Genomic DNA, 21,966 nt, shown 5'->3' on the forward strand with positions numbered 1-21,966 from the left:
TGGCTTAACCCACCCCCACAACGTGGATATTGAACCGAACGGATGAGGCGTTGGCCGCCTTGTGCGGCCATGGCGTTCGGTAGCAACGTCATCCCATGTCCTCCGCCTCAGCCATCGCACCATCCAGCAACGACCCTATCGGCTACGCCTATGCCGTGGCTGGGGCGATCCTCTTTTCCACCAAGGGCATTTTCATCAAGCTCGCCTATGGCATGGGCGTTTCCTCCGAGATGCTGCTGAGCCTGCGCATGCTGGTGGCGCTGCCGGTCTATCTGGTCATTCTGCTCACCATTATCAGGCGCGGGGACAAGCCAGTTGCCGCGCTGCGCCCGAGGGTGGTGCTGGCAAGCATGGCCATCGGCATTCTGGGCTATTACCTGTCGAGCTATCTCGATTTCCTGGGCCTCAACTTCGTCACCGCACAATATGAGCGGCTGGTGCTGTTCACCTATCCCTTCTTCGTGCTGCTGCTGGGCATCGCCTTTTTCGGCGACCGCATGGTCTGGGGCGTGGTGCCGGCCATGCTGGTGAGCTATGCCGGCCTGCTGGTGATCTTTGGCTGGAACCTCGCCACCGACCCCGATGGCATCGTCATCGGCACCCTGCTGGTGCTGGGCTCGGCCGTCACCTTCGCGCTCTACCAGCACCTGGCCAAGCGGCAGATGCTGCTTATTGGCGCCGGGCTCTTCACCTGTGTCGGCATGTCGACAGCCGCGGTCTGCGCGATCGTCCAGAATCTCGTTCTTGTCGGACCCGGCAGCTATCTGGTGCTGACGCCGGAAATATGGGCCTGCGGGCTGGCGCTGGGCGTGTTCGGCACGGTGCTGCCCAGCTTCCTGATGAATGCCGGCATGGCCCGTATCGGCGCCCGCGCCACCGCCTCAACCGCCGCCTTCGGGCCGGTGGTGACTATTGTCATCGCCGTCATCGTGCTGGCCGAGCCCTTTACGCTCTACCACGGCATCGGCACGGGCTTGGTGCTGCTGGGTTCCGTACTCTTTACCCAGGCTGAACGCCGGGCTCGGAATGCGTTCAAATGATTCTCTCTAAATGGCTTTTGGGCGCCGCAAAGCCGCTGTAATGTCCAGCGACGACTTGCGGCAGACATCTGGGAAGGGACAACCGATGAACGCATTCCAAAAGCTTGTGGGAGGGGCCGCGCTGGCTCTGGTACTGGCGGCCGGACTGGCCGCGCCAGCCATGGCGCAGAAGCTCGACAACAAGAAGAACGGCCCCGCCGTCACCACCAGCAGCAGTGCGGACATCGACTTCGGCGATGATTCCAGCCAGTGGTCCAATGACGGCGAATGCGACGATCCGCGCTTCGAGGGAGCCGGCTCGGCGTCCGAACTGGTCGACGACGATATTCGCAAGGATGCCACCGACTGCCGCACCGCCTTCGAGGCCGGCACCGTCACGCTCAAGGGCGGCACTGATCCCGCCGACGTGGCCATTGCCACGCCCATCGACGCCATCGACTTTGGCGACGACAGCAGTGAATGGGCCAAGGACGGCGAATGCGACGACCCCCGCTTTGAGGGCACCGGTTCTGCCGACGAGACGGTCGATGCCGACCTGCGCAAGGATGCAACCGATTGCAAGGCCGCGTACCAGGCCGGTACCGTGACGCTCAAGGATGCCGGGACCACCACCACGGCCGCCATCGATTTCGGTGACAATTCCAGCGAATGGGCCAATGACGGTGAATGCGACGACCCGCGCTTCACCGGCACCGGCTCGGCCGCCGAGACGCTCGATGCCGATATCCGCAAGGATGCCGCCGACTGCAAGACCGCTTACGACGCCGGCACCGTGACCTTTGTCGGCGATGACATGACGGCGATGACGACGCCGGACATCGACTTTGGCGATAATTCCAGCGAATGGGCCAATGACGGCGAATGCGATGACCCGCGTTTTACCGGCACCGGCTCGGCCGCCGAGACGCTCGATGTCGACATCCTCAAGGATGCCGCCGACTGCCAGGCCGCCTATGACGCGGGCACCGTAACCTTTGTCGGCGGCGGCACGGATGTGGCCGTTATCGACTATGGCGACGACACCAGCCAGTGGGCCAAGGATGGCGAGTGCGACGATCCGCGTTTTTCGGGCACGGGCGTCGCCAATGAACTGCTCGATGCCGATATTGCCCATGACGCCACCGACTGCCGCGCTGCGGTGGAAGCGGGCACCGCCACCTTCAATGGCGGCGCCAGCACCACCCCGGTCGCCGCCTTCGACTATGGCAGCGACTGGAGCAAATGGGCCAATGACGGCGAATGCGACGACCTGCGCTTCATGGGCGAAGGCACCGACAAGAAGCTGTTGACCGACGACCTCTATGGCGATGCTACCGACTGCCAGACGCTGGAAGCCGAAGGCAGGGTGACCATCCGCAAGGTCTATTCGCCCGCCTATCTTGCCGGCGCGCCCTATGACAGCAGCCATGTCGACTTTGGCGACAACACCTCGGACTATGCCAATGACGAGCGCTGCGACGACCCGCGCTTCGAAGGCCCGGGCGCCGCATCGGTGCTGTTGGAAAGCGACGAGATGCATGACGAGGCCGACTGCAAGGCCGCCTATGAAGCCGGGCAGATCATCCTGATCAGCGAAGCCGAGTAACCGGCAGGCACTGCGAGTTCAGGCGGCGGGGTGAAAACCCCGCCGTTTCTGTTTTGGCGGGAATGTAGGGCAAGTCCCCCCAAACTCGATCGTCACGCGGTGGGTGGGAGGACCAAATGTACCCCCTCAAGCCGCCTGGCGCTCGACCATCATCTTCTTGATTTCGGCAATGGCCTTGGCCGGGTTCAGCCCCTTGGGGCAGACCTTGGCGCAGTTCATGATGGTGTGGCAGCGATAGAGCTTGAACGGGTCCTCGAGGTCGTCGAGGCGTTCCTGCGTGGTCTCGTCGCGGCTGTCGATCAGCCAGCGATAGGCCTGCAGCAGGGCTGCGGGCCCCAGATACTTCTCGCCATTCCACCAATAGCTCGGGCATGAAGTCGAGCAGCAGGCGCACAGAATGCATTCATAGAGCCCGTCCAGCTTGGCGCGCTGCGGGACGGACTGCGTCCATTCCTTGGCCGGGGTCGGCGACGTCGTCTTGAGCCAGGGCTCGATGGCGCGGTGCTGGGCATAGAAGGTGGTGAGATCGGGCACCAGATCCTTGACCACGGGCATATGCGGCAGCGGGTAGATCTTGATCGGGCCGGTCGAGTCATCCATGCCCTTGGTGCAGGCCAGGGTATTGAGCCCGTTGATATTCATCGAGCACGAGCCGCAAATGCCCTCGCGGCAGGAGCGGCGCAAAGTCAGCGTCGCATCGACCTTGTTCTTGATCCAGAGGAGGCCATCCAGGATCATCGGGCCGCAATCGTCCAGATCGACGAAATAGGTATCGATGCGCGGATTGGCGCTCCGGTCCGGATCATAGCGATAGATGTGATACTCGCGCAGGCGCTTGGCGCCGGCAGGCTTGGGCCAGGTCTTGCCCTTGGTGGGCCGATCGGCCTTGGGGAGCATCAGTTCGACCATTTTTGGTCCTTTCCTAGGTGCCGCTCAACCGGCACTGAACTTGGTCTATTCGCGATGTCATTCCGGCGAAGGCCGGAATCCATGTCCGGAAGGCCCCGCAACCACAGCGCCCGGGTGAGGCGCGGCGCATGGATCCCGGCCTTCGCCGGGATGACATCGCGAGTGTGGGAAGGGCAGTGCAGCATCAATAGTTCGGCTTGCAGATCTGGTTGCTCTTGGCGACGTAGGTATTGTAGGCCGAGTACTGGTCCTGCGGCACCGAGCCGCCCTGCATCGCCGCGATCACCATGGCCATGAAACGCTCGTCGATCAGCGTCATCGCCGCATCGGCCTTGCATGAGCACAGCGTCTCGTCCTGGGCGATGCCCATGCAGACGGCGTGGAATTCGGCCTTTTGCTCTGCTGTCGGCGCGGCAAAGGCGGGCACGGTCATCAGGGCTAGCGCGGCCAATCCAGCGACAAATTTCATCTCAGTTCCTTCCGGATCACAAGCTTGAGGCCCGACCAGGTTGCATCGACGGCGCAGACTTTGACATCCACCAGCCCGAGCGGCAGCACCACGGTGCGTATCACGTCTTCGGTGATGTCGGTGGCGACCTTGGCGGCCTTCTTGGGCCAGCTGACCCAGATCATGCCGTCGCGGGCGATGAGGTTCATCAGCGGCTGGGCAAGGGCTTCGAGCACTGATCGGGCGGTAGTGAAGAGGTGGATGAAGTCATAGCCGGGGGCCGCGTCGCCGAGCTGGTCGACGGTGATGCGGGTGGATTCGACGAAGGCCCGAGAATCGGCAAGTTCGGCCAGCGATAGCGGTAGATCGATGAACAGCGCGCGCTGTCCATCCTTGAGCCCCAGCTTCTGCGCCAGGGGCGTGCCCGAGTAGCCGATGTCAGTCATTCGACTGCCTCTCAGCACGCTTGTTCAAAGAGTGCACCCCTTCTGAACGATGCCAAATGCCTTGAATGCTTCGCCCAGGGCTTCGGGGCCGAGAGGCCTGTAGTAAGGCCGCATGGTCTCCTGGCCTGAAACCAGCTCCAACAACCGGATGCGCTGGGCGTCGGTCAAAGGAGCATCGAGAACATTGTCGATGAAGCAGGGGCAGAGTTGACTGGCCGATCCCGGCGTTGCCCAAACCATCGCGGGATTGGTCACGCAGCCTTCGATTGCTACGTTGACTATTTCCTGGGAAATGTTCGATGCGCCCAGCGTCGGTGAACTGAGCCCGAGCCCGACGAGAAGCAGAACTGCCGTCAGCGATGATTTCAGACTGATACGCATGGTGCCTCAATACACGCGCGCCTTCGGCGCGATTTTCTTGAGGTTGATGCCGCCCTCGCTTTCGGGCGTCAGCGGGTCGAGATGCACGGGCCGATAGCCGAGCTTCACCGCCCCGGTATCGGTATCGATCCAGCTCAGCGTATGCTTGCGCCAGGTTTCGTCGTCTCTGGACGGGAAATCCTCGCGCGCATGGGCGCCGCGGCTTTCGTGGCGGGCTTCGGCCGAGACCACGGTCACCATGGCATTGGCCATGAGGTTTTCGAGCTCGAGCGTTTCGACCAGGTCCGAATTCCAGATCAGGCTGCGGTCGGTGACCCGCACGTCTTTCAGCTGGCCATAGATATCGGTCATGCGGCGCACGCCCGACTGCAGCGATTCCGAGGTGCGGAACACCGCGGCATCTTCCTGCATCGTGTGCTGCATGGCGTCGCGCAGTTCGGCCGTTGGCCTGGAACCTGACGCATTGCGCAGGCGATCGAGGCGGGCGAGGATCTTGGCATCCTGCGCCGCATTGATGCCCGGGATCGGCGCGGCCTTGTCGATGACCTTGCCGGCGCGGATGGCGGCAGCGCGGCCGAACACCACAAGATCGGTCAGCGAATTGGAGCCCAGCCGGTTAGCGCCATGCACCGAGGCGCAGGCGGCTTCGCCCACGGCCATCAGGCCCGGCACCACGCGATCGGGATTGTCAGGCGTCGGGTTCAGCACCTCGCCATGATAATTGGCGGGAATGCCGCCCATATTATAGTGCACCGTTGGCAGCACCGGGATCGGTTCACGCGTCAGGTCGACGCCGGCAAAGATCTTGGCGCTCTCGGTAATGCCGGGCAGGCGCTCATGCAGCACTTTTGGGTCCAGGTGGTCCAAGTGCAGATGGATATGGTCCTTCTTGGGACCGACGCCGCGCCCTTCGCGGATTTCAAGCGTCATGCAGCGGGAGACCACGTCGCGGGAGGCGAGGTCCTTGGCATTGGGGGCGTAGCGCTCCATGAAGCGCTCGCCCTCCGAATTGGTGAGATACCCGCCCTCGCCGCGCGCGCCTTCGGTGATCAGCACGCCCGCGCCATAAATGCCGGTGGGGTGGAATTGCACAAATTCCATGTCCTGCAGCGGCAGGCCGGCCCGGGCCACCATGCCATTGCCGTCGCCGGTGCAGGTATGGGCCGAGGTGGCCGAAAAATAGGAGCGGCCATAGCCGCCGGTGGCCAGCACCACCAGCTTGGCGCGGAAGCGATGCAAGGTACCGTCGTCGAGCTTCCAGGCGATGATGCCCTGGCAGCTTCCGTCATCGCCCATGATCAGGTCGAGGGCGAAATATTCGATATAGAATTGGGCATTGTGGCGCAGCGACTGGCCGTACAGCGTGTGGAGAATGGCGTGGCCGGTGCGGTCGGCGGCGGCGCAGGTGCGCTGCACCGGCGGGCCTTCGCCGAATTCGGTCATGTGGCCGCCGAACGGCCGCTGGTAGATCTTGCCCTCGGTCGTACGCGAAAACGGCACGCCATAATGCTCGAGCTCATAGATGGCGGCCGGCGCCTCGCGGGCGAGGTATTCCATGGCGTCATTGTCGCCCAGCCAGTCCGACCCCTTGACGGTGTCATACATGTGCCACTGCCAGCTGTCGGGTCCCATATTCTGCAGCGACGCCGCGATGCCGCCCTGCGCCGCCACGGTATGGCTGCGGGTGGGGAAGACCTTGGTGATGCAGGCGGTGTTGAAGCCCTGTTCGGCCATGCCCAGCGTGGCGCGCAGGCCCGCGCCACCGGCGCCAACCACCACCACGTCGAATTCGTGGTCGATGAGTTCATAAGTAGCCATCAGGCGCTAACCCCAGAAGACGAGCTTGAGAAGCGCGGCGACGCCAGCCACCGCGATGAGGATGCAGAACAGCGTGTTGAGCAGCATGAGCAGGCGATAGAGGTCGCCATGGAAATAGTCTTCCAGCGTATCGCGCATGCCGTTGCGCATATGCACGGTGACCACCACCAGCAAAGCCGCCAGTGGGAGGCCGACCAAGCCATTGCCCAGCACCGCCACCATGTCCGTCCGGTCCTGCCCGGCCAGCCGCAGCACGACGAACAGCAGGAAGCCGAGGAAGACGATGTTGATCGCCCCGGTCACCCGCTGGGTGAAGAAATGCCGGGTCGACGCCTTGGCCCGGCCGTACTTGGTCTTGGGATTGGCGATCATCTCGCGGGTAACAACGGTTTCGCGCATCATGCCATCCAGACGAAAACGGTCCAGACCAGCAGGGTCAGGACGATGGAACCAGCAAGATTGGCCCAGGCCAGCGCCTCGCGCTGCCCCGGCTCCATGCCGATGATGAAATCCCAGACGAAATGGCGCAGGCCACCCAGCATGTGATGGATCAGCGACCAGGAGAAGCCGAACAGCACCAGCTGGCCGAACCAGCTGCCATAGATGTCGTTGACCGCGTTGAGCGGCTCCTGGCCCCAGGCAGCGGCGCCCAGCCAGATCACCAGCAGCAGCGTGCCGGCATAATTGGCGATGCCGGTGGCGCGATGGGCGATCGACATGGCCATGGTGATGGTCCAGCGGTAGATCTGCAGATGCGGAGAAAGGGGGCGGGATCGAACCGTCATGAAGCCTCGCTGGGCGCAGCTATGCCGCTGGCAGTTTGGAATGGTTCGAGACTTCTAGCGCCCAAAGGTTACAAAATCAAAGCAGAGGCATGCGACTTTTGGCGCATTCCGCACTTTGTTCGTATAGCGCACACGGTGTGCGAGAGGCGACGGCATATCGACCACGCCTGCGGGAAGTCATGCCGTCGCCATGGCGCTGGTCAGGCCTGCTCCAGCAGCGCCGCCAGTTCCGCGGGCATGAGTAGCGGCACGTCGTGGCCGCAGGGCAGTTCAAGCACCTGCCAGGCCGGATCATCGCGCAGCGGCGCCGCGACACCCTGGAATCCCTCCCAGCCGCTGGCCAGGATATAGGTCTTGCGGGCGACCTTGAGGTAGGCGCCGCCATGCCTGAGCCGTTCGGTGAAGGTTCCGGTCGGCTGCGGAGTGGCCAGCGCGGCGACGCGATCGCGCTCGGCCTCGCTGGCATACTCGTTGTCACCGATCTCGGGCACGGCAACCACCGGACCCTCGAGCGGCCCGCCCATAATGTCCTCGAAGGACTGGCCGTCGTCGGGAATGAAAGCATCGAGATAGACGATGGCGGCGATGCGCTCGGCCGCCCGCTCCACCACACCGGTGCCGACAAACCCGCCATAGGAATGAGCGACCAGCACCACATCGGTCAGGTCATGCCAGACCATCTCGTTGACGATGTCTTCGATATGGGTGGTGAGCGTAATGGGGAATGACGCCAGATGCGCGCGTTCGCCCAACCCGCTGAGCGTCGGCACATGCACGCGATGCCCCGCCTCCCGCAGCCGCTCGGCCACCTTGTCCCAGCCCCAAGCGCCGGCCCAGGCCCCATGCACAATCACGAATGTGGTCATCGCCTCCTCCTTACGGTTGCAAAATACAAGTGATTGCTTTTTGCAAGCATAAGCGTTAGAGTCAAGCCATGACGCAAACTTCATTCCGCTCCGGCTGCCCCATCAATCTCGGTCTTGAAGTGTTCGGGGACAAATGGACCCTGCTGGTCATCCGCGACATCATGTTTGCCGGCAAACGCCATTTCCGCGAGTTCCTCGCCTCCGATGAAGGAATTTCCAGCAACATCCTGGCCGACCGCCTCGCCATGCTGGTGTCGGCCGGGATACTCACCCGGGCCGAGGATCCCGGCCACAAGCTCAAGGCGATCTATTCGCTGACGCAAAAGGGCATCGACCTCTTGCCCATCATCGCCCAGATCAGCCGCTGGAGCCGGGCTTATATGCCCGTCGATCCCGCATTGGCGGCAACCGGTGAAGCGCGGGACCGCGCCGGGCCCGGAGCGATCGAGGCGCAGATGGAGGCCCTGCGCGCCATCCATCTGAGCGGCGACGCCTAGCTGGCATTCGAAAATGCCTGTGGCCGGCTGGACGGCTTTGGGGCAGATAGCAGGCTCGACCAAGGAGCCGCCATGAGCGAACGAGTGACCATCAAGTCCATCACCCCGCTGGCCCGTGGCTGGGGGCGGCTGGATCGATATGAGGTCGATCACCTTTGCCAGGACGGCCGGTGGCAGACTGTGCAGCGCGAGGTCTATGACCATGGCAGCGCCGCCGCCGTGCTGATGTTCGCCCCGACCGAGCGCATGGTGATCCTGACGCGGCAATTCCGCCTGCCGCCACATCTCAATGGCGATCCGGCCTGGCTGATCGAGGCGCCGGCCGGGCTGCTCGACGATGGCGAGGCACCCGAGGTGGCGGCGCGGCGCGAGGCCATCGAGGAAACCGGCTATGAGCCACAGGCGCTGGAATTCCTGTTCAACGCCTATATGAGCGGCGGCTCGCTGACCGAGAAATGCGCCTGCTACCTGGCGCGCTATACCCCGGGCCAGCAGCACGCCACCGGCGGCGGCCTTGTGGACGAGGGCGAGGACATCGAGGTGTTCGAACTGGGGCTGGACGAAGCGCTGGCCATGGTGGCTTCAGGCACCATCATGGACGCCAAGACCATCATGATGCTGCAGGCGCTGCAATTGCGGCTGGTGTCGGGGGAGTTTTAGACCCTAGCCACCGGCCGTCACCCTCGGGCTTGACCCGAGGGCTCTGTACTTGCCGGGCGCTCAACGAGTGAAGGCCCCTCGGGTCAAGCCCGAGGGTGACGATCGAGTTCGACGCGCGTTTCGCTGGCGTGCCCCCTCAGAAGTCCACCAGCTTCCTGTCCGGATCGTAGGGCTGGTCCTTGGCCACGCGGGTCACCGCCTGCCCGGCCTTCATCTTCTTGGCCACAGCGTCATAGGCATAGGTGGGCGAGCCATAGAGCTGCCAGCCCTCGCTGAGGGCCTTGGTCACCTTGTGGCAGAAGCTGGCATCGTCCTCGCCGGTCAGGAAGCGGTAGATAAGCATGCATGGCCCCAATGCGCGGCTCGTATGCGGCCGCAGTTGATCTTGGCCCAGCTTACCGCTAATCGAATGCCCATGCATCGGTTTCCTGACCATCTGCTGAAGGGCCACGCCAATTTCATGGCCGGCCGCTATGCTCGCGAAAAGGACCGGATTCGGGACCTTGCCAGCGAGGGCCAGAACCCCTCCACCATGATCATTGCCTGCTGCGACAGCCGCGCCGCCCCCGAAATGATTTTCGATGCGGGCCCGGGCGAATTGTTCGTGCTCCGCAACGTCGCCAACCTGGTGCCGACCTACCAGCCCGATGGCGGCCAGCACGGCACCTCGGCGGGCATCGAATTCGCCGTCAAGGCGCTGGGCATCACCAATATCGTCATCATGGGCCATGGCCGCTGCGGCGGCATCAAGGCGGCGCTGGATGCGCAGTTTTCGCCACTCGATGCCGGCGACTTCATCGGCAAATGGATGAGCATGCTGGGCGACCTGCCCGGCCAGCTCGGACAGAACACGCTGCTGACCGACAGCGAGCGGCAGCGGGCCATGGAGCGCATCTCGATTCGCAACTCCATCCGCAACCTGCGCACCTTTCCCTATGTCGCCGAGCTCGAAGCGGCGGGCAAACTGGCCGTGCATGGCGCCTGGTTCGACATTTCCAGCGGCGAACTCTGGGTGATGGACAGCGAAAGCGGCGATTTCGTCCGCCCCGATTTCTGATCTTTTCTGCCGATCCACTTGCGATAACGCCGCCGTGAAGTGCTCGCGGAGGCGATCACGCGCGCGTTATCTGCGAACCGAGAGAAAATTGGCAGCAACAAACTTGCTGCTGTCCTGAATGTCGCAGGTCTGACAAGACTTGATGCCAAATTGATCTACAGTCAATGACAGATAACATCGTGTAAATCTTGCCAGATACATTGATCTATCCTACCTGAGATACTGCCCGGATTTCGCCCAATAAACTCCCGATCCGCGCCGAGTTTCGGGCCTGCACCAGACACATTGCCAAACCATTGTCTGTCCCACGGGCCGCAGGAGAGTGGCTCGTCGGAGGCCGGCTAACCGGTCGCCGTTTTTCTCCCCAACATTGGAGCTACCCTCCCATGAAGAAGATTATCCTGTCGTCCCTCGTCGTGCTCGGCCTTTCGACCGCTGCATTCGCCCAGGCTGCTGCCCCCGACTTCGCCACCATCGATGCCGATGCGAGCGGCGGCGTGTCGCTGGCCGAAGCGCAGGTTGCCCTGCCTGACCTGACCGAAGAGGCCTTTACGGCAGCCGACCTCGACGCCAATGGCGAGCTGTCGGCGGAAGAGTTTGCTACCCTGACCGCGACGGCAGCCGTTCCGGCCAGCTAAGCACCAACGCCCTCCCCCGGGCGTCAAAGAAGCCACCCCATGCCTCCTGGGGTGGCTTTTCTTGTCTCCGGCCGCGCCACGCGGCCACTGATAACCGGAGTATCTGATGCATAAACTTGCTTTGAGCCTTGCCGTTCTCGGCCTGTCGGCTGGCGCCGCCTTCGCCCAGGCCCCGACCAGCTTTGCCGATGTCGATACCGACGCCAATGGCGAGCTGAGCTTTGCTGAATTGCAGCTGGTCTGGACCGATCTGCAGCAGGCCGAATTCGACGCCGCCGACGCCGATGCCAGCGGCGGCCTGAGCGCGACCGAACTCAATACGCTGCAGCCGGCGACCCTGCCGGCCACCCCGGCCCAATAGCCGGCCGCTAGTGGATGGTCGGCTCGACCGGCCGTCCGCGCCAGACCGTGACCACCAGCCCCGAAATCACCAGCACCGCGCCGCCGATCTCTGTCGGCGTGATGGTTTCGCCCAGCACCAGATAGCCCGACAACAGCCCCGTGATCGGCACCAGCAAGGTGAACGGCGCCACTGTCGAGGCCGGATGGCGCCCGAGCAGCCAGCTCCAGATGCCACCGCCCAGCAATGTCGCCGGATAGGCGAGGAAGGCGATCAGCCCCGCTTCCTGCCAGCCGAAGTCCTGGAGCGCCCCCAGCACCACTTCAGGGCCCTCCACCAGCAGCGACAGCCCGATCAGCGGCAGCGGCGCGGCCAGCGAACCCCAGACCGTGAAGGCCAGCGCATTGATGCGTCCCGCCTTCTTGGTCAGCACATTGGCCAGCCCCCAGCTCAGCGCTGCCAGCAGCGTCATGCCCAGCGGCAGCAGCGCCGTGGCCGCCATGCGCTCGAAGGCGATGACGCCGATGCCGGCAAAGGCGATCATGGCGCCGATGATCTGGAAGCGGCTCGGGCGTTCGCCCAGCAGCACAAAGGCCAGAGCCATGGTGAAGAAGGCCTGCGTCTGCAACACCAGCGAACTCAGCCCTGCCGACATGCCCCAGGCGATCGAGAGATTGAGGAAGCCATAGAGCGCGAAGCCGAAGCTGAGTCCGAAACCCACCACCAGCCACCACGGCGCCTTGGGCGGCCGGATGAAGAACACCGCCGGCAGGGCCGCCGCGACGAAACGCAGGCCGGCCGCCAGGATCGGCGGCAGCGCCTCGACGCTGAGCTTGATGATGACGAAATTGAAGCCCCAGATGGCAACGACGAGCAGGGCCAGAAGAACGTGGCGCAGCGGCATCAGGCGACGCGCAGCCGGGCGACGAGCCGCGGCCCGAACACGTTGAGCAAGAGGCCGACAAAGATCAGCAGGCTGCCGGCGACCTCGAGGGCCGAAACCTGTTCGCCCAGGAAGATGAAGGCGGCGGCAAAGCCCACCACCGGCACCAGCAGCGAAAACGGCGCGATCAGGCTCGCCGGATGCCGCCCCAGCAGCACCGCCCAGGCGCCATAGCCCACCAGCGTCGAGCCATAGGCGATGAACAGCACCGAAAACAGCGCCTGCGGACTGATGCTGATCAGATCACCCAGTGCCTGCGGGCCGTCGAGCAGCAAAGACAGCGCCAGCATGGGCAACGGCGGCACCAGGCTCCCCCACACCACGAAGGCGAGCATGTCGATCTTGCCGGCCCGCTTGGTGACGATATTGGAAATGGCCCAGAAGCAGGCCGCAACCAGGGTCAGCAGCAGCGGCACCAGCACGGCCCCGCCGATATGCTCGGCTCCGATCGTCCCGAGGCCCACAAGCGCAATGGCCGCCCCGCCCAATTGCAGTGGCGACGGCCGGTCGCCCAGCAGCGCCACGGCCAGCGCCATGGTGAAGAACACCTGCATCTGCATGACCAGGCTCGCCAGCCCCGCCGGCATGCCCAGGCGGACCGCCGTGAACAGAAAACCGAACTGCAGGACGCCCACGGTGAACCCATAGGCGATCAGGATTGGCCAGCCTACATTGGGCTTGCGGATGAAAAACACCGCCGGCAGGGCGCAGCCGAGATAGCGCAGCCCGGTCAGCAGGAAGGGCGAGATTTCATCGACGCCCCACTTGATGGCGACGAAATTGATCCCCCAGATGAGGACGACACCAAGGGCCAGGGCTATGTCGCGGAGAGGCATGGAAAGTTCCGGTTCTTCACCTCTCCCTCTGGGGGAGAGGTCGGCGGCGAAGCCGACGGGTGAGGGGGCCTTCCCCCCTGCACTGAGATTGTGAAAGCCCCCCTCACCCGACTCGAAGACGGGTCGACCTCTCCCCCAAGGGGAGAGGTCAGAAAGCCTCAGGCCGCCTTGCGCGACACCAGGCCGCGGGCGATCAGCTCTTCGGCGATCTGGATGGTGTTGAGCGCGGCGCCCTTGCGCAGGTTGTCGCTGACCACCCAGATATTGAGGCCATTCTCGATGGTGGCGTCCTCTCGGATGCGGCTGACGAAGGTGTCGTACTCGCCCACGCTTTCGACCGGCGTCGCGTAGCCGCCCGGCTCGCGCTTGTCGATGACCGTGATACCCGGCGCTTCGCGCAGGATGTCGCGCGCCTCGTCGGGCGAGATCGGGTTCTCGAACTCGATATTGACGGCCTCGGAGTGACCCACAAAGACCGGCACGCGCACGGCGGTGCAGGTCACCTTGATCTTGGGATCGAGGATCTTCTTGGTCTCGGCCATCACCTTCCACTCTTCCTTGGTCGAGCCGTCTTCCATGAAGACGTCGATATGGGGAATGACGTTGAAGGCGATCTGCTTGGGGAACTTGTTGCCCGGCCCCGGGCTGTCATTGACGAAAATGCCCTTGGTCTGGTTCCACAGCTCGTCGACGCCCTCCTTGCCGGCGCCGCTGACCGACTGGTAGGTCGAAACGACAATGCGCTTGATCTTGGCGAAGTCGTGCAGGGGCTTGAGCGCCACGACGAGCTGGGCTGTCGAGCAATTGGGATTGGCGATGATGTTGAGCCGGTTGGGATTGGCCAGCCACGCATCGAGCACATGCGCATTCACTTCCGGCACGATCAGCGGCACGTTGGAATCGTAGCGCCAGAAGCTCGAATTATCGATGACGATGCAGCCGCTGGCAGCGATGCGCGGCGCCCAGTCCTTGGAAATGGCGCCACCGGCCGACATGATGGCGAAATCGACGCCCTTGAAGTCGAAATCGTCGAGATTCTTCGCCTTGAGGATCTTGTCGCCATAGGAGATTTCGCGGCCGATCGAGCGCGAGGAGGCGAGCGCGATCACCTCGTCGGCGGGAAACTTGCGTTCCGCCAGAATATTGAGAACTTCACGGCCCACATTGCCCGTGGCACCGACGACAGCGACGCGATAACCCATTTTGGAACTCCAGTCCCTTACCAGTTTCCGCCCCCGCGCGATGGACTTGCCATCGCGGTCAGTGCTTTGAGCCTCTCCCCGTCGGGAGACGACCCGGGGAAAAGCGTCAGGCGGTTTTGGTGGTTTTAGTCATCGACGCAGCGATGCCACCGGCCGGAGCCAGAGTGGTTGCGAGACCCGCAATGTCGAAAAAGCTGCGCATCGGATGACTGCTTGGTTGAAAAGCAGGCGAAGTCATACGCCCAAATAGGAAATAGTCAATTGCCTTGCCATCGGTGCTCTCGGGGCCGCATTGATGCGCCATTGCAACAGAGAGCCTGTTAAGAGGATGTTAACGCAGTATGTTGTTGCGGCGTTAGCGTCTGTGGCCATGAAATGGCCGCGCGGGTTGGGGAATTATCGATGCGTTCTGGGATTGCTGCGGGTCTGGCTTTGGCGATGGCGCTGTCCGGCGCCTCGATGGCGCAGGACAATGCGCTCTATTTCAGCCCGGACCTGCTGGCCGAATTCACCGCGCCCAGCGCCTTTGATGGCCTGTATGCCGGCGTGCTGATCGGCCCCATCTCGGCCCGCAAGAACAACTTCAACACAGTCGGTGCCGATATCCGCGCCGAACTTGGTGGCGTCGTTGGCTGGAACCAACCTGTGGCGCCCGGCGTGATCATCGGCGGCGAATTGCAGGGCACCGTCGCCACCGATTTCGGTTCGGCCTATCTGCGGCTGATGGCGCTGGCCCGCCTCGGCTTCGCCGCAGGGGACAATACGCTGGTCTACCTGCTGGGCGGCGTCGGACGCATGGGCCAAAGCTGGGCCTTCGAGGCCGGTATCGGCGCCGAGGTCATGGTAACGCCGAACATGGCGCTGCGCCTTGAAGCTGCCGGCATCGGCCAGCTCGGCCCTGTGCCCAATGGCAACAATATCCCGGCCGTCTCGGCCATGCGCGTCACCTCGGGCGCTATCTGGCAGCTCGATGGCCCGCCGGCCGCGACCACGTTCAACAGCGGCCCGGTGACCGAATTCACCGGCCTTTATGCCGGCATCAATATCGGCGGCCTCACCGACCCGCAGTTCAACTTCTTCGACGACTATGGCTGGGGCTGGCATCTGAGCCGCTTCGAAATGGGCGGCTTTGCCGGCTATAGCCATGCGCTCAATGACATGTTCCGCGTCGGTGTCGAAGCCCAGCTCGGCGTCAATTACGACACCTCTGGCGATGCGGGCCTCGACGCGCTGGCGCTGGCCCGTGTCGGCGTCGTGCCGATGGAGGGCGTGCATGCCTATGCCGCTGGCGGGCTGGGGCTGGTAGAAGGCAAGGGCGCCTATGCCTTTGGTGGCGGCGTCGAATATGCCCTCTGGGGCCAGGCCTCCCTGCGCGGCGAAGCCCTGATCCTGGGCCGCATGGACGGCGCGCCGGGCCTGACCGGGGTCAGCGGACCCACCACCTCCAAGGTCACCATTGGCACGGTGTGGCACTTCGACTAAGAGCGGGCAACGCCCTTCTCCCGGAAACCTCATGGTGAGCTCGTCGAACCACGAGGTTGAGCGAGTAGAGCCATGTTGCCACGCCCTCGTGGTTCGACAGGCTCACCATGAGGGCTACCGAGGTCAGGACCAGCCATGCCCCATTATGATGTCGTGATTCTCGGCGCCGGTGCCGCCGGCATGATGGCCGCCATCGAGGCCGGCAAGCGCGGGCGCCGCGTGCTGGTGGTCGACCACGCCAAGTATGCGGGGGAGAAGATCCGCATTTCCGGCGGCGGGCGCTGCAACTTCACCAATATCAACGCCACCACGGACAAGGGCCGCGACCGCTTCCTCAGCGACAATCCGCGCTTCGCCCTCTCGGCCCTCAGCCGCTACACCCCGGACATGTTCATCGCCATGGTGCGCGACCACGGCATCACCTTCCACGAAAAGACTCTGGGTCAGCTCTTCTGCGACGGGCCGGCGACGCAGATCAACACCATGCTGCTGGGCGAAATGCGCAAGGCGGGGGTGACACTGGTGCTCGAAACCAGTGTCGAGGCGGTGGATCGCGGCAGCGACGGATTCTCGCTGCAGCTGAGCACCTCCTCCATCACATGCGACAGCCTTGTCGTCGCCACCGGCGGCAAGTCCATTCCCAAGATGGGCGCCACGGGCCTGGGCTACCAGCTCGCCACCCAGTTCGGCCTGCGCCTCACCGAGACGCGGCCCGCTTTGGTGCCGCTCACCTTCGAAACCGGGGCTCTGGACAAGCTCAAGGAACTGTCCGGCATCGCCACCCCGGCCATTGTCAGCCACAGCAAGACCGCCTTCGAGGAAGCGCTGCTCTTCACCCATCGCGGACTCTCCGGCCCGGCCATCCTGCAGATTTCATCCTATTGGCGCGAGGGCGACGCCATTGCGATCGACCTGCTGCCGCACCAGAATGCCGGTGAAGCGCTGCGCGCCGCCCGCAAGGCGACGCCCAAGGTACAGGTGCAGACCGTGCTTGCGGGGCTCCTGCCCAAGAAGCTTGCCCAGTTGCTGGGCGACGAGCTCGACATGCCTGGCATGATCGGTGACTTCTCGGACAAGAAGCTAGCGCTGGTGGAAGCCATGCTCAAGGCCTGGACGCTCAAACCCGTCGGCTCGGAGGGCTACCGCACCGCCGAAGTCACGCTGGGTGGCGTCGACACTCGCGATCTCGACGCCAAGACCATGGCAGCCCGCGATGTGCCGGGCCTCTACTTCATCGGCGAAGTGGTCGATGTCACCGGCTGGCTGGGCGGCTACAATTTCCAATGGGCCTGGGCCAGTGGCTGGGCGGCGGGGCAGGTGGCTTAAGGGCCTGCCGGCGTCTCAACGAACTTGATCGTCACCCTCGGGCTTGACCCGAGGGCTCTGCACTTGCGGGACGAGCGGTAAGTGAAGAACCCTCGGGCTTGACCCGAGGGTGACGGCCGGCGGTCGAGAGGTGATGATCTAAAACCGCCACCCCAGCCTGACACCCACATTGGTATTGGCCCGCGGCGCGCCACAGGCGCCGAAATCAGGCAGGTGCTCCACCGTGCCGATAACGGAGGTGCCCAGCGGCAGGATGACGCCGACGCTGCCGGCGACGCGCAACCCGACGCCACAGCCGAAATTGCGGCTGGGATCGTTCTGCGGCGCGTTGAACAGGCCCGAGCGCAACACGCCACCGGCGCTGGCTTCGACAAAGACCGGCAGGACCGGCGCCTGGAACGTCCAGCTGAGACCCGCATAACCATAGCTGTCCTGGCCGCGAAAATTCATCGTTGCGCCCAGATGCGGACGAAGCTCGCCGATGACCGACCAGGCATTGAGATCGGGCAGGGCAAACAGCAATTCGACGTTTGCGTCGCCGATCCTGACCGGATCGAGCAGGTTGCCGCCGCCATCGATACCGCGCGCGCCGATGCCGGCACGAACTTCCGGCAGCAGGTTGAACTGCGCCTGGGCGGGTGCCGCCAGCAGCAGGAGGCCAGCAAGCAGGGCGAGACGATAGATAATGCTGCGCATAGGACTGCTCCGGGCCATCAATCTTCGATTGAGCGGCTCCACGGGCCAATGCGCAAGATTTGACTAAAATTGCGATGAACGAGTCCCTAATGGCGCGATTACCCATCTCGCTTTCATCGCAATTTGCCGATAGAAGGCGGGGATTGACGACAAAGGATATTGCCCGTGACCCCTCCCTTCGCCCTCTCGCTGCAGGATCTTGCCCCCATTGCCGAAGGCACCAATACGCCGCAGGCCATGGCCGAAACGATCCTCCTGGCGCAGGAGGCCGACCGGCTGGGCTATACCAGGCTCTGGTATGCCGAGCATCACGGCATGCCCTCTATCGCCTCCTCGGTGCCCGAAATCCTCATCGGCAGCGCCGCGGCCCATACCAGCAACATCCGGGTCGGCTCCGGCGGGGTCATGCTGCTCAATCATGCCCCGCTGCGCATCGCTGAGGCCTATCGCACGCTCGAGGGCCTGTTTCCCGGCCGCATTGACCTCGGTATCGGTCGGGCGCCGGGCGGCGACGGCTATGCCATGCGCGCCCTGCGCAGCGGCGGCGGCGAGGAATTTTCCGCCTATCTGGCCGAACTCATGGCCTTCGACGAAGACGGCTTTCCGCCCGATCACCCATTTTCGCGCGTGCCGGTCTCCCCCGGCGGTATCCGCCTGCCGCCGATGTGGCTGCTCGGCTCGTCCGGCGCCAGCGCCTCGGCGGCGGGACAGCTGGGCATCGGCTATGCCTTTGCCGCCCATTTCAGCCACACGCCCCCTGCCCCTGCTTTCGAAGCCTATCGCTATGGCTTCAAGGCCACCGAAGCCTTCCCCAAGCCCAGGACCATGCTCTGCGTCTCGGCCATCTGCGCGCCAACGGATGAGGAAGCGCAATACCTGAGCCGCTCGCAGGCGGTGAGTTGGGCCCTGTTCACATCAGGCGAGCAGCGCAAGCTGATGGCGCCCGAGGAGGCGCATGCCCGCGTGCTGACGCCCCAGCAGCAGTCCGTCATCGATCACCAGTCGACGCTGTGGATAACAGGCTCGCCCCAGACGGTGCGCGACGCCATTGCCGAAAAGGCCGAGAGCTGCGCCGCCGACGAGGTGATGATCACCACCACAGTGCATAGCTATGAATTGCGGCGGCGCAGCTATGCCCTGATTGCCGAGGCGTTCGGGCTGGAGCCGAGGGGCTGACCTGCGACATCGCGCCCAGGCGCCCCGCCCCGAAATCCGGTTGCCGTTAACCGTCCATTTCGGCGCGCGGGATACCCTGCATGCAGTTACGCTTCGGATCGTGCCATGAGCGCTGCAGCATTCGTTCTGGCGATCAATCTGTTTGTCGCCGCCATCTTCGCCACCGCCTTCGGCATCGTGGCCGCCTATGCCCGTTCGGCCATTGGCGCCCGCTGGCTGGCGCTGGCCTATGGCCTGGGCATCGTCAATCCGATCCTCGAATTCCTGCTGCCCGGCCAGGCCGATCCACGGCCGGTGCAGGTGGCGATCTTTGCCGTGTTCCTCTTCGCGCTCAGCCTCTGCGTGGTGGGCCTGACGCGGCACTATCGGCTGCAGCCGCCCTGGCGCACGCTTGGCGTCATCGTCGTGGCTTCGCTCGTGGTCAATGTCCTGATCGTCGACATGCCACGCAGCTCCCTGCTGCGCGGCATACTCTACCAGGCGCCCTATTTCATCCTGCAGGTGGTGGGCGTGGCCATGATCCTGCGCTATCGCCACCGCAAGGCGCTCGATGTGGCGCTGCTGGTGCTGTTTGCCGCCAGCGGGCTGCAATTCCTGTCCAAGCCGGCTTTGGCGGCATGGCTTGGCTCGGGCGCCAGCGCCAGGGACTATATCGGCTCGACCTATGCCGCCATCTCGCAGAGCGTCGGGGCCATGCTGCTGATCGCCAATGGCCTGCTGATGCTGCTGATCATCGTGCGCGACGCCATGGCCGAGATAACCGCGCGCTCGGAAACCGATACCCTGTCGAGCCTGCTCAACCGGCGTGGCTTCGAGGACCGGGCCGACCGCCTGTTGGCCACGGCGCTGCGGGCCGGCGTGCCGGCCTCCCTGGTGGTGGCCGATCTCGATCACTTCAAGGCCATCAATGACAGCCATGGCCACGAGGCCGGCGACCGGGTCATCACGGCCTTTGCCGATGTGCTGCGGACATTGGCCGATCCACGCGCGGTGATCGGTCGGATCGGCGGCGAAGAATTCGTCGCCTTCATCCCCGGCGCCGACCTGGCCAGCGCCCGGCTCTATGCCGAGGGGGTGCGCACCGCCTTTTCGAGCCTTTCCATTGCCGGCGTGCGGCCCGACAGGCCGATCAGTGCCAGCTTCGGCGTCGCCCGGCTGACTGCCGGCGACAGCCTGTCGGACCTGCTGCGCCGCGCCGATGCGGCACTCTACGAGGCCAAGAAAGGCGGGCGCGACAGTGTCTGCGTCGCCGGACCTGCCGCGCCCTCGCCCCCGCTCACGGCAACACTGCCGCCCGGCGAGCGCCGGCGCGGCTCCCGTGCCGCCCAATGATCAGGAATTGGCGGCGCCGATACGGGCGGTGACCTCGATCTCGATCTTCATGCCCGGCTCGATCATCTGCACGATCAGCATGGATGCGGCGGGACGGATATCCCCAAAGACCGGGCCGACCGCGGCCACCACGGCGTTCACGTCATTGCGGTCGCCGACATAATAGACCACGCGGACCGTGTCCTGGATCGACGAGCCGGCTTCCCTGAGCGCCTTGTCGATCGTGTTGAGCGCATTGGCCGCCTGCTGGCCGACATCGTCGGGCATGGTCATGGTGGCATAATCATAGCCGGTCGTGCCCGAGACATAGACGGTGTCCTCGTGCCGGACGGCACGGGAATAGCCGAAGGTCGCCTCGAAGGGCGAGCCGGTGGAAACGCGCTGGACCATGGTTAACTCAACTGTTTGTGGAGGTAATGTCGGGTGAATCCCGGGGGATAGTCGGCAAGCGTGCCGAATTCGGTATAGCCGAGCTTTTCGTAGAAGCCTGGTGCCTGGAAGCTGAACGTGTCGAGCCAGATGCCGGTGCATCCCGCCTCGCGTGCCACGGCCTCGGCGCGCCCGATAAGCTCGGCGCCCAGGCCCTGGCCGCGCAGGTGTTCGGGGACGAAGATCAATTCGACGAACATGCGGCTATAGGCGATGCGGGCAGTGAGGCCACCCACGCTCCTGCCGGTCTGGGGATCGCGCAGGCCCAGCGCTATGGAGCGCGGTGGGGGGTAACGGCCTTCCGTCTGGCGTTCATTATAGGCGATCAGCCCTTCGAGAATGGCCGCGCGCGTCTCGGGCAGCGGCTCGGGCTCGTAGACAATATCCACCGCCTGGCTCAGAGCCAGGGGCGGTCAGCCGCCATCTTGTTTTCAAAACTGGTTATCGACGGATCGGACCGCAGCGTGCCGGCAATATCGTCGAGCCCCTCGAGCAGGATCTGCTTGCGGCTCGGATCGATATCGAAATGTAGCGTGCCGCCATCCGGGCCCTGGATGGTCTGGGCTACCAGATCCACGGTCAGCGTGGCATTGGAGCCGCGCTCGGCATCGTCGAGCAGCAGCTTGAGCTGCTCGGGCGTCACCACCAGCGGCAGAATGCCGTTCTTGAAGCAGTTATTGTAGAAGATGTCGGCGAAGCTGGTGGAGATGACGCAGCGTATGCCGAAATCGAGCAGCGCCCAGGGGGCATGTTCGCGGCTCGAGCCGCAGCCGAAATTGTCGCCCGCCACGATGATGGTGGCCTTGCGATAGCCCGGCTTGTTCAGCACGAAATCGGGATTCTCGGTGCCATCCTCGTTGTAGCGCATCTCGCTGAACAGAGCCGTGCCCAGACCCGTCCGCTTGATGGTCTTGAGATACTGCTTGGGGATGATCATGTCGGTGTCGATATTGATGATCGGCAGGGGCGCCGCGACACCGGTCAGGGTGGTGAACTTGTCCATGAACAAACCTCGCTTTGGGCAAGGGTCATCGCGCAAAGCGGAGTTGCGGTCAAGCCGGAAGCGTACTCTTG

General features: G+C 64.0%; 27 protein-coding genes. 11 read left to right on the top strand and 16 right to left on the bottom strand.

Annotation, left to right across the window (positions count from 1 at the left end):
- The first annotated feature begins 95 nt into the window (after positions 1-95).
- Both IH615_RS18030 and IH615_RS18035 read left to right on the top strand, forming a co-directional pair.
- The gene (locus tag IH615_RS18030; protein ID WP_291364058.1) at positions 96-1,040 is read left to right on the top strand and encodes a DMT family transporter; all 945 of its coding nucleotides are present in this window, start codon (positions 96-98) and stop codon (positions 1,038-1,040) included.
- Positions 1,041-1,125: 85 nt separating this feature from the next.
- Entirely contained in the window at positions 1,126-2,625 is a 1,500-nt protein-coding gene (locus IH615_RS18035) for a hypothetical protein (protein ID WP_291364060.1), read from the top strand.
- Between the two features lie 126 nt (positions 2,626-2,751).
- On the opposite strand, the gene IH615_RS18040 is transcribed toward IH615_RS18035, so the two are convergent.
- From IH615_RS18040 to IH615_RS18075, 8 genes are all read right to left on the bottom strand, one after another.
- On the bottom strand, positions 2,752-3,534 hold the full coding sequence (locus IH615_RS18040) for a succinate dehydrogenase iron-sulfur subunit (RefSeq protein ID WP_291364062.1): 783 nt from the start codon (positions 3,532-3,534) through the stop codon (positions 2,752-2,754).
- Positions 3,535-3,718: 184 nt separating this feature from the next.
- On the bottom strand, positions 3,719-4,003 hold the full coding sequence (locus tag IH615_RS18045; protein ID WP_291364064.1) for a hypothetical protein: 285 nt from the start codon (positions 4,001-4,003) through the stop codon (positions 3,719-3,721).
- On the bottom strand, positions 4,000-4,428 hold the full coding sequence (locus IH615_RS18050; RefSeq protein ID WP_291364066.1) for a DUF3052 domain-containing protein: 429 nt from the start codon (positions 4,426-4,428) through the stop codon (positions 4,000-4,002). The genes IH615_RS18045 and IH615_RS18050 overlap by 4 nt, the downstream gene beginning before the upstream one ends.
- 24 nt (positions 4,429-4,452) lie before the next feature.
- Positions 4,453-4,809, bottom strand: a complete 357-nt coding sequence (locus IH615_RS18055; protein ID WP_291364068.1) for a hypothetical protein — start codon at positions 4,807-4,809, stop codon at positions 4,453-4,455.
- Positions 4,810-4,815: 6 nt separating this feature from the next.
- Entirely contained in the window at positions 4,816-6,627 is a 1,812-nt protein-coding gene (gene sdhA, locus IH615_RS18060) for a succinate dehydrogenase flavoprotein subunit (protein WP_291364070.1), read from the bottom strand.
- Positions 6,628-6,633: 6 nt separating this feature from the next.
- Complete coding sequence (gene sdhD / locus IH615_RS18065) at positions 6,634-7,026, bottom strand: succinate dehydrogenase, hydrophobic membrane anchor protein (RefSeq protein WP_291364072.1); 393 nt, start codon at positions 7,024-7,026, stop codon at positions 6,634-6,636.
- Positions 7,026-7,412 carry a succinate dehydrogenase, cytochrome b556 subunit gene (gene sdhC, locus IH615_RS18070; RefSeq protein ID WP_291364074.1) on the bottom strand — a complete coding sequence of 129 codons (387 nt, stop codon included), beginning with the start codon at positions 7,410-7,412 and terminating at the stop codon, positions 7,026-7,028. The genes sdhD and sdhC overlap by 1 nt, the downstream gene beginning before the upstream one ends.
- Positions 7,413-7,612: 200 nt before the next feature.
- Positions 7,613-8,278 carry an alpha/beta fold hydrolase gene (locus IH615_RS18075; RefSeq protein WP_291364076.1) on the bottom strand — a complete coding sequence of 222 codons (666 nt, stop codon included), beginning with the start codon at positions 8,276-8,278 and terminating at the stop codon, positions 7,613-7,615.
- A gap of 68 nt (positions 8,279-8,346) precedes the next feature.
- Between IH615_RS18075 and IH615_RS18080 the strand changes: the two genes are divergently transcribed.
- Together IH615_RS18080 and IH615_RS18085 are read left to right on the top strand one after the other, a co-directional pair.
- Positions 8,347-8,775: a helix-turn-helix domain-containing protein gene (locus IH615_RS18080; protein ID WP_291364078.1), complete on the top strand. Its 429-nt coding sequence runs from the start codon at positions 8,347-8,349 to the stop codon at positions 8,773-8,775.
- Between the two features lie 72 nt (positions 8,776-8,847).
- On the top strand, positions 8,848-9,435 hold the full coding sequence (locus tag IH615_RS18085) for an NUDIX hydrolase (protein WP_291364080.1): 588 nt from the start codon (positions 8,848-8,850) through the stop codon (positions 9,433-9,435).
- Between the two features lie 136 nt (positions 9,436-9,571).
- Here IH615_RS18085 and IH615_RS18090 read toward each other — a convergent pair whose 3' ends face one another.
- Entirely contained in the window at positions 9,572-9,778 is a 207-nt protein-coding gene (locus tag IH615_RS18090; RefSeq protein ID WP_291364082.1) for a DUF1737 domain-containing protein, read from the bottom strand.
- Positions 9,779-9,844: 66 nt separating this feature from the next.
- Here IH615_RS18090 and IH615_RS18095 point away from each other — a divergent pair, with 66 nt between their 5' ends.
- The 3 genes from IH615_RS18095 to IH615_RS18105 all read left to right on the top strand — a co-directional run bounded on the left by IH615_RS18095 (position 9,845) and on the right by IH615_RS18105 (position 11,491).
- Entirely contained in the window at positions 9,845-10,492 is a 648-nt protein-coding gene (locus IH615_RS18095) for a carbonic anhydrase (protein ID WP_291364136.1), read from the top strand.
- A gap of 386 nt (positions 10,493-10,878) precedes the next feature.
- Positions 10,879-11,130 carry a hypothetical protein gene (locus IH615_RS18100; RefSeq protein ID WP_291364084.1) on the top strand — a complete coding sequence of 84 codons (252 nt, stop codon included), beginning with the start codon at positions 10,879-10,881 and terminating at the stop codon, positions 11,128-11,130.
- Positions 11,131-11,236: 106 nt separating this feature from the next.
- Complete coding sequence (locus tag IH615_RS18105; protein WP_291364086.1) at positions 11,237-11,491, top strand: hypothetical protein; 255 nt, start codon at positions 11,237-11,239, stop codon at positions 11,489-11,491.
- 7 nt (positions 11,492-11,498) lie between these two features.
- On the opposite strand, the gene IH615_RS18110 is transcribed toward IH615_RS18105, so the two are convergent.
- The 3 genes from IH615_RS18110 to IH615_RS18120 all read right to left on the bottom strand — a co-directional run bounded on the left by IH615_RS18110 (position 11,499) and on the right by IH615_RS18120 (position 14,451).
- A complete protein-coding gene (locus IH615_RS18110; protein WP_291364088.1) occupies positions 11,499-12,374 on the bottom strand; it encodes an EamA family transporter in 876 nt (291 codons plus the stop codon).
- Complete coding sequence (locus IH615_RS18115) at positions 12,374-13,249, bottom strand: EamA family transporter (RefSeq protein WP_291364090.1); 876 nt, start codon at positions 13,247-13,249, stop codon at positions 12,374-12,376. Before IH615_RS18115 ends, IH615_RS18110 begins: the two co-directional genes overlap by 1 nt.
- 158 nt (positions 13,250-13,407) lie before the next feature.
- Positions 13,408-14,451, bottom strand: a complete 1,044-nt coding sequence (locus IH615_RS18120) for an aspartate-semialdehyde dehydrogenase (RefSeq protein WP_291364092.1) — start codon at positions 14,449-14,451, stop codon at positions 13,408-13,410.
- Between the two features lie 402 nt (positions 14,452-14,853).
- Here IH615_RS18120 and IH615_RS18125 point away from each other — a divergent pair, with 402 nt between their 5' ends.
- Both IH615_RS18125 and IH615_RS18130 read left to right on the top strand, forming a co-directional pair.
- Positions 14,854-15,933, top strand: a complete 1,080-nt coding sequence (locus tag IH615_RS18125; RefSeq protein WP_291364094.1) for a hypothetical protein — start codon at positions 14,854-14,856, stop codon at positions 15,931-15,933.
- A 135-nt stretch (positions 15,934-16,068) separates the two neighbouring features.
- The gene (locus tag IH615_RS18130; RefSeq protein WP_291364096.1) at positions 16,069-17,259 is read left to right on the top strand and encodes an NAD(P)/FAD-dependent oxidoreductase; all 1,191 of its coding nucleotides are present in this window, start codon (positions 16,069-16,071) and stop codon (positions 17,257-17,259) included.
- A gap of 138 nt (positions 17,260-17,397) precedes the next feature.
- Here the strand turns inward: IH615_RS18130 and IH615_RS18135 are convergent, their stop codons facing one another.
- The gene (locus IH615_RS18135) at positions 17,398-17,955 is read right to left on the bottom strand and encodes a hypothetical protein (RefSeq protein WP_291364097.1); all 558 of its coding nucleotides are present in this window, start codon (positions 17,953-17,955) and stop codon (positions 17,398-17,400) included.
- Between the two features lie 165 nt (positions 17,956-18,120).
- Here IH615_RS18135 and IH615_RS18140 point away from each other — a divergent pair, with 165 nt between their 5' ends.
- Positions 18,121-19,131, top strand: coding sequence for an LLM class flavin-dependent oxidoreductase (locus IH615_RS18140; protein WP_291364098.1), 1,011 nt, complete (start codon positions 18,121-18,123; stop codon positions 19,129-19,131).
- 105 nt (positions 19,132-19,236) lie between these two features.
- Complete coding sequence (locus IH615_RS18145; RefSeq protein ID WP_291364100.1) at positions 19,237-20,463, top strand: GGDEF domain-containing protein; 1,227 nt, start codon at positions 19,237-19,239, stop codon at positions 20,461-20,463.
- On the opposite strand, the gene IH615_RS18150 is transcribed toward IH615_RS18145, so the two are convergent.
- Genes IH615_RS18150 through leuD form a run of 3 tightly spaced genes read right to left on the bottom strand, consistent with a single transcriptional unit; the run spans position 20,464 to position 21,895 of the window.
- On the bottom strand, positions 20,464-20,853 hold the full coding sequence (locus IH615_RS18150) for a RidA family protein (protein WP_291364102.1): 390 nt from the start codon (positions 20,851-20,853) through the stop codon (positions 20,464-20,466).
- A 2-nt stretch (positions 20,854-20,855) separates the two neighbouring features.
- A complete protein-coding gene (locus tag IH615_RS18155) occupies positions 20,856-21,281 on the bottom strand; it encodes a GNAT family N-acetyltransferase (protein ID WP_291364103.1) in 426 nt (141 codons plus the stop codon).
- A gap of 8 nt (positions 21,282-21,289) precedes the next feature.
- Complete coding sequence (gene leuD / locus IH615_RS18160) at positions 21,290-21,895, bottom strand: 3-isopropylmalate dehydratase small subunit (protein ID WP_291364104.1); 606 nt, start codon at positions 21,893-21,895, stop codon at positions 21,290-21,292.
- Between the last annotated feature and the right edge of the window lie 71 nt (positions 21,896-21,966).

This window comes from Devosia sp. (genome assembly GCF_014860165.1).
Taxonomy (GTDB): Bacteria; Pseudomonadota; Alphaproteobacteria; order Rhizobiales; family Devosiaceae; genus Devosia.

Coding starts and splice junctions, on each gene's coding strand:
- IH615_RS18120 (WP_291364092.1), bottom strand. CDS start 14,451: ATGGGTTATCGCGTCGCTGTCGTCGGTGCCACGGGCAATGTGGGCCGT.
- IH615_RS18095 (WP_291364136.1), top strand. CDS start 9,845: ATGCCCATGCATCGGTTTCCTGACCATCTGCTGAAGGGCCACGCCAAT.
- IH615_RS18130 (WP_291364096.1), top strand. CDS start 16,069: ATGCCCCATTATGATGTCGTGATTCTCGGCGCCGGTGCCGCCGGCATG.
- sdhA (WP_291364070.1), bottom strand. CDS start 6,627: ATGGCTACTTATGAACTCATCGACCACGAATTCGACGTGGTGGTGGTT.
- IH615_RS18105 (WP_291364086.1), top strand. CDS start 11,237: ATGCATAAACTTGCTTTGAGCCTTGCCGTTCTCGGCCTGTCGGCTGGC.
- IH615_RS18090 (WP_291364082.1), bottom strand. CDS start 9,778: ATGCTTATCTACCGCTTCCTGACCGGCGAGGACGATGCCAGCTTCTGC.
- sdhD (WP_291364072.1), bottom strand. CDS start 7,026: ATGCGCGAAACCGTTGTTACCCGCGAGATGATCGCCAATCCCAAGACC.
- IH615_RS18075 (WP_291364076.1), bottom strand. CDS start 8,278: ATGACCACATTCGTGATTGTGCATGGGGCCTGGGCCGGCGCTTGGGGC.
- leuD (WP_291364104.1), bottom strand. CDS start 21,895: ATGGACAAGTTCACCACCCTGACCGGTGTCGCGGCGCCCCTGCCGATC.
- sdhC (WP_291364074.1), bottom strand. CDS start 7,412: ATGACGGTTCGATCCCGCCCCCTTTCTCCGCATCTGCAGATCTACCGC.
- IH615_RS18030 (WP_291364058.1), top strand. CDS start 96: ATGTCCTCCGCCTCAGCCATCGCACCATCCAGCAACGACCCTATCGGC.
- IH615_RS18035 (WP_291364060.1), top strand. CDS start 1,126: ATGAACGCATTCCAAAAGCTTGTGGGAGGGGCCGCGCTGGCTCTGGTA.
- IH615_RS18055 (WP_291364068.1), bottom strand. CDS start 4,809: ATGCGTATCAGTCTGAAATCATCGCTGACGGCAGTTCTGCTTCTCGTC.
- IH615_RS18080 (WP_291364078.1), top strand. CDS start 8,347: ATGACGCAAACTTCATTCCGCTCCGGCTGCCCCATCAATCTCGGTCTT.
- IH615_RS18115 (WP_291364090.1), bottom strand. CDS start 13,249: ATGCCTCTCCGCGACATAGCCCTGGCCCTTGGTGTCGTCCTCATCTGG.
- IH615_RS18085 (WP_291364080.1), top strand. CDS start 8,848: ATGAGCGAACGAGTGACCATCAAGTCCATCACCCCGCTGGCCCGTGGC.
- IH615_RS18110 (WP_291364088.1), bottom strand. CDS start 12,374: ATGCCGCTGCGCCACGTTCTTCTGGCCCTGCTCGTCGTTGCCATCTGG.
- IH615_RS18100 (WP_291364084.1), top strand. CDS start 10,879: ATGAAGAAGATTATCCTGTCGTCCCTCGTCGTGCTCGGCCTTTCGACC.
- IH615_RS18045 (WP_291364064.1), bottom strand. CDS start 4,003: ATGAAATTTGTCGCTGGATTGGCCGCGCTAGCCCTGATGACCGTGCCC.
- IH615_RS18135 (WP_291364097.1), bottom strand. CDS start 17,955: ATGCGCAGCATTATCTATCGTCTCGCCCTGCTTGCTGGCCTCCTGCTG.
- IH615_RS18125 (WP_291364094.1), top strand. CDS start 14,854: ATGCGTTCTGGGATTGCTGCGGGTCTGGCTTTGGCGATGGCGCTGTCC.
- IH615_RS18150 (WP_291364102.1), bottom strand. CDS start 20,853: ATGGTCCAGCGCGTTTCCACCGGCTCGCCCTTCGAGGCGACCTTCGGC.
- IH615_RS18145 (WP_291364100.1), top strand. CDS start 19,237: ATGAGCGCTGCAGCATTCGTTCTGGCGATCAATCTGTTTGTCGCCGCC.
- IH615_RS18040 (WP_291364062.1), bottom strand. CDS start 3,534: ATGGTCGAACTGATGCTCCCCAAGGCCGATCGGCCCACCAAGGGCAAG.
- IH615_RS18050 (WP_291364066.1), bottom strand. CDS start 4,428: ATGACTGACATCGGCTACTCGGGCACGCCCCTGGCGCAGAAGCTGGGG.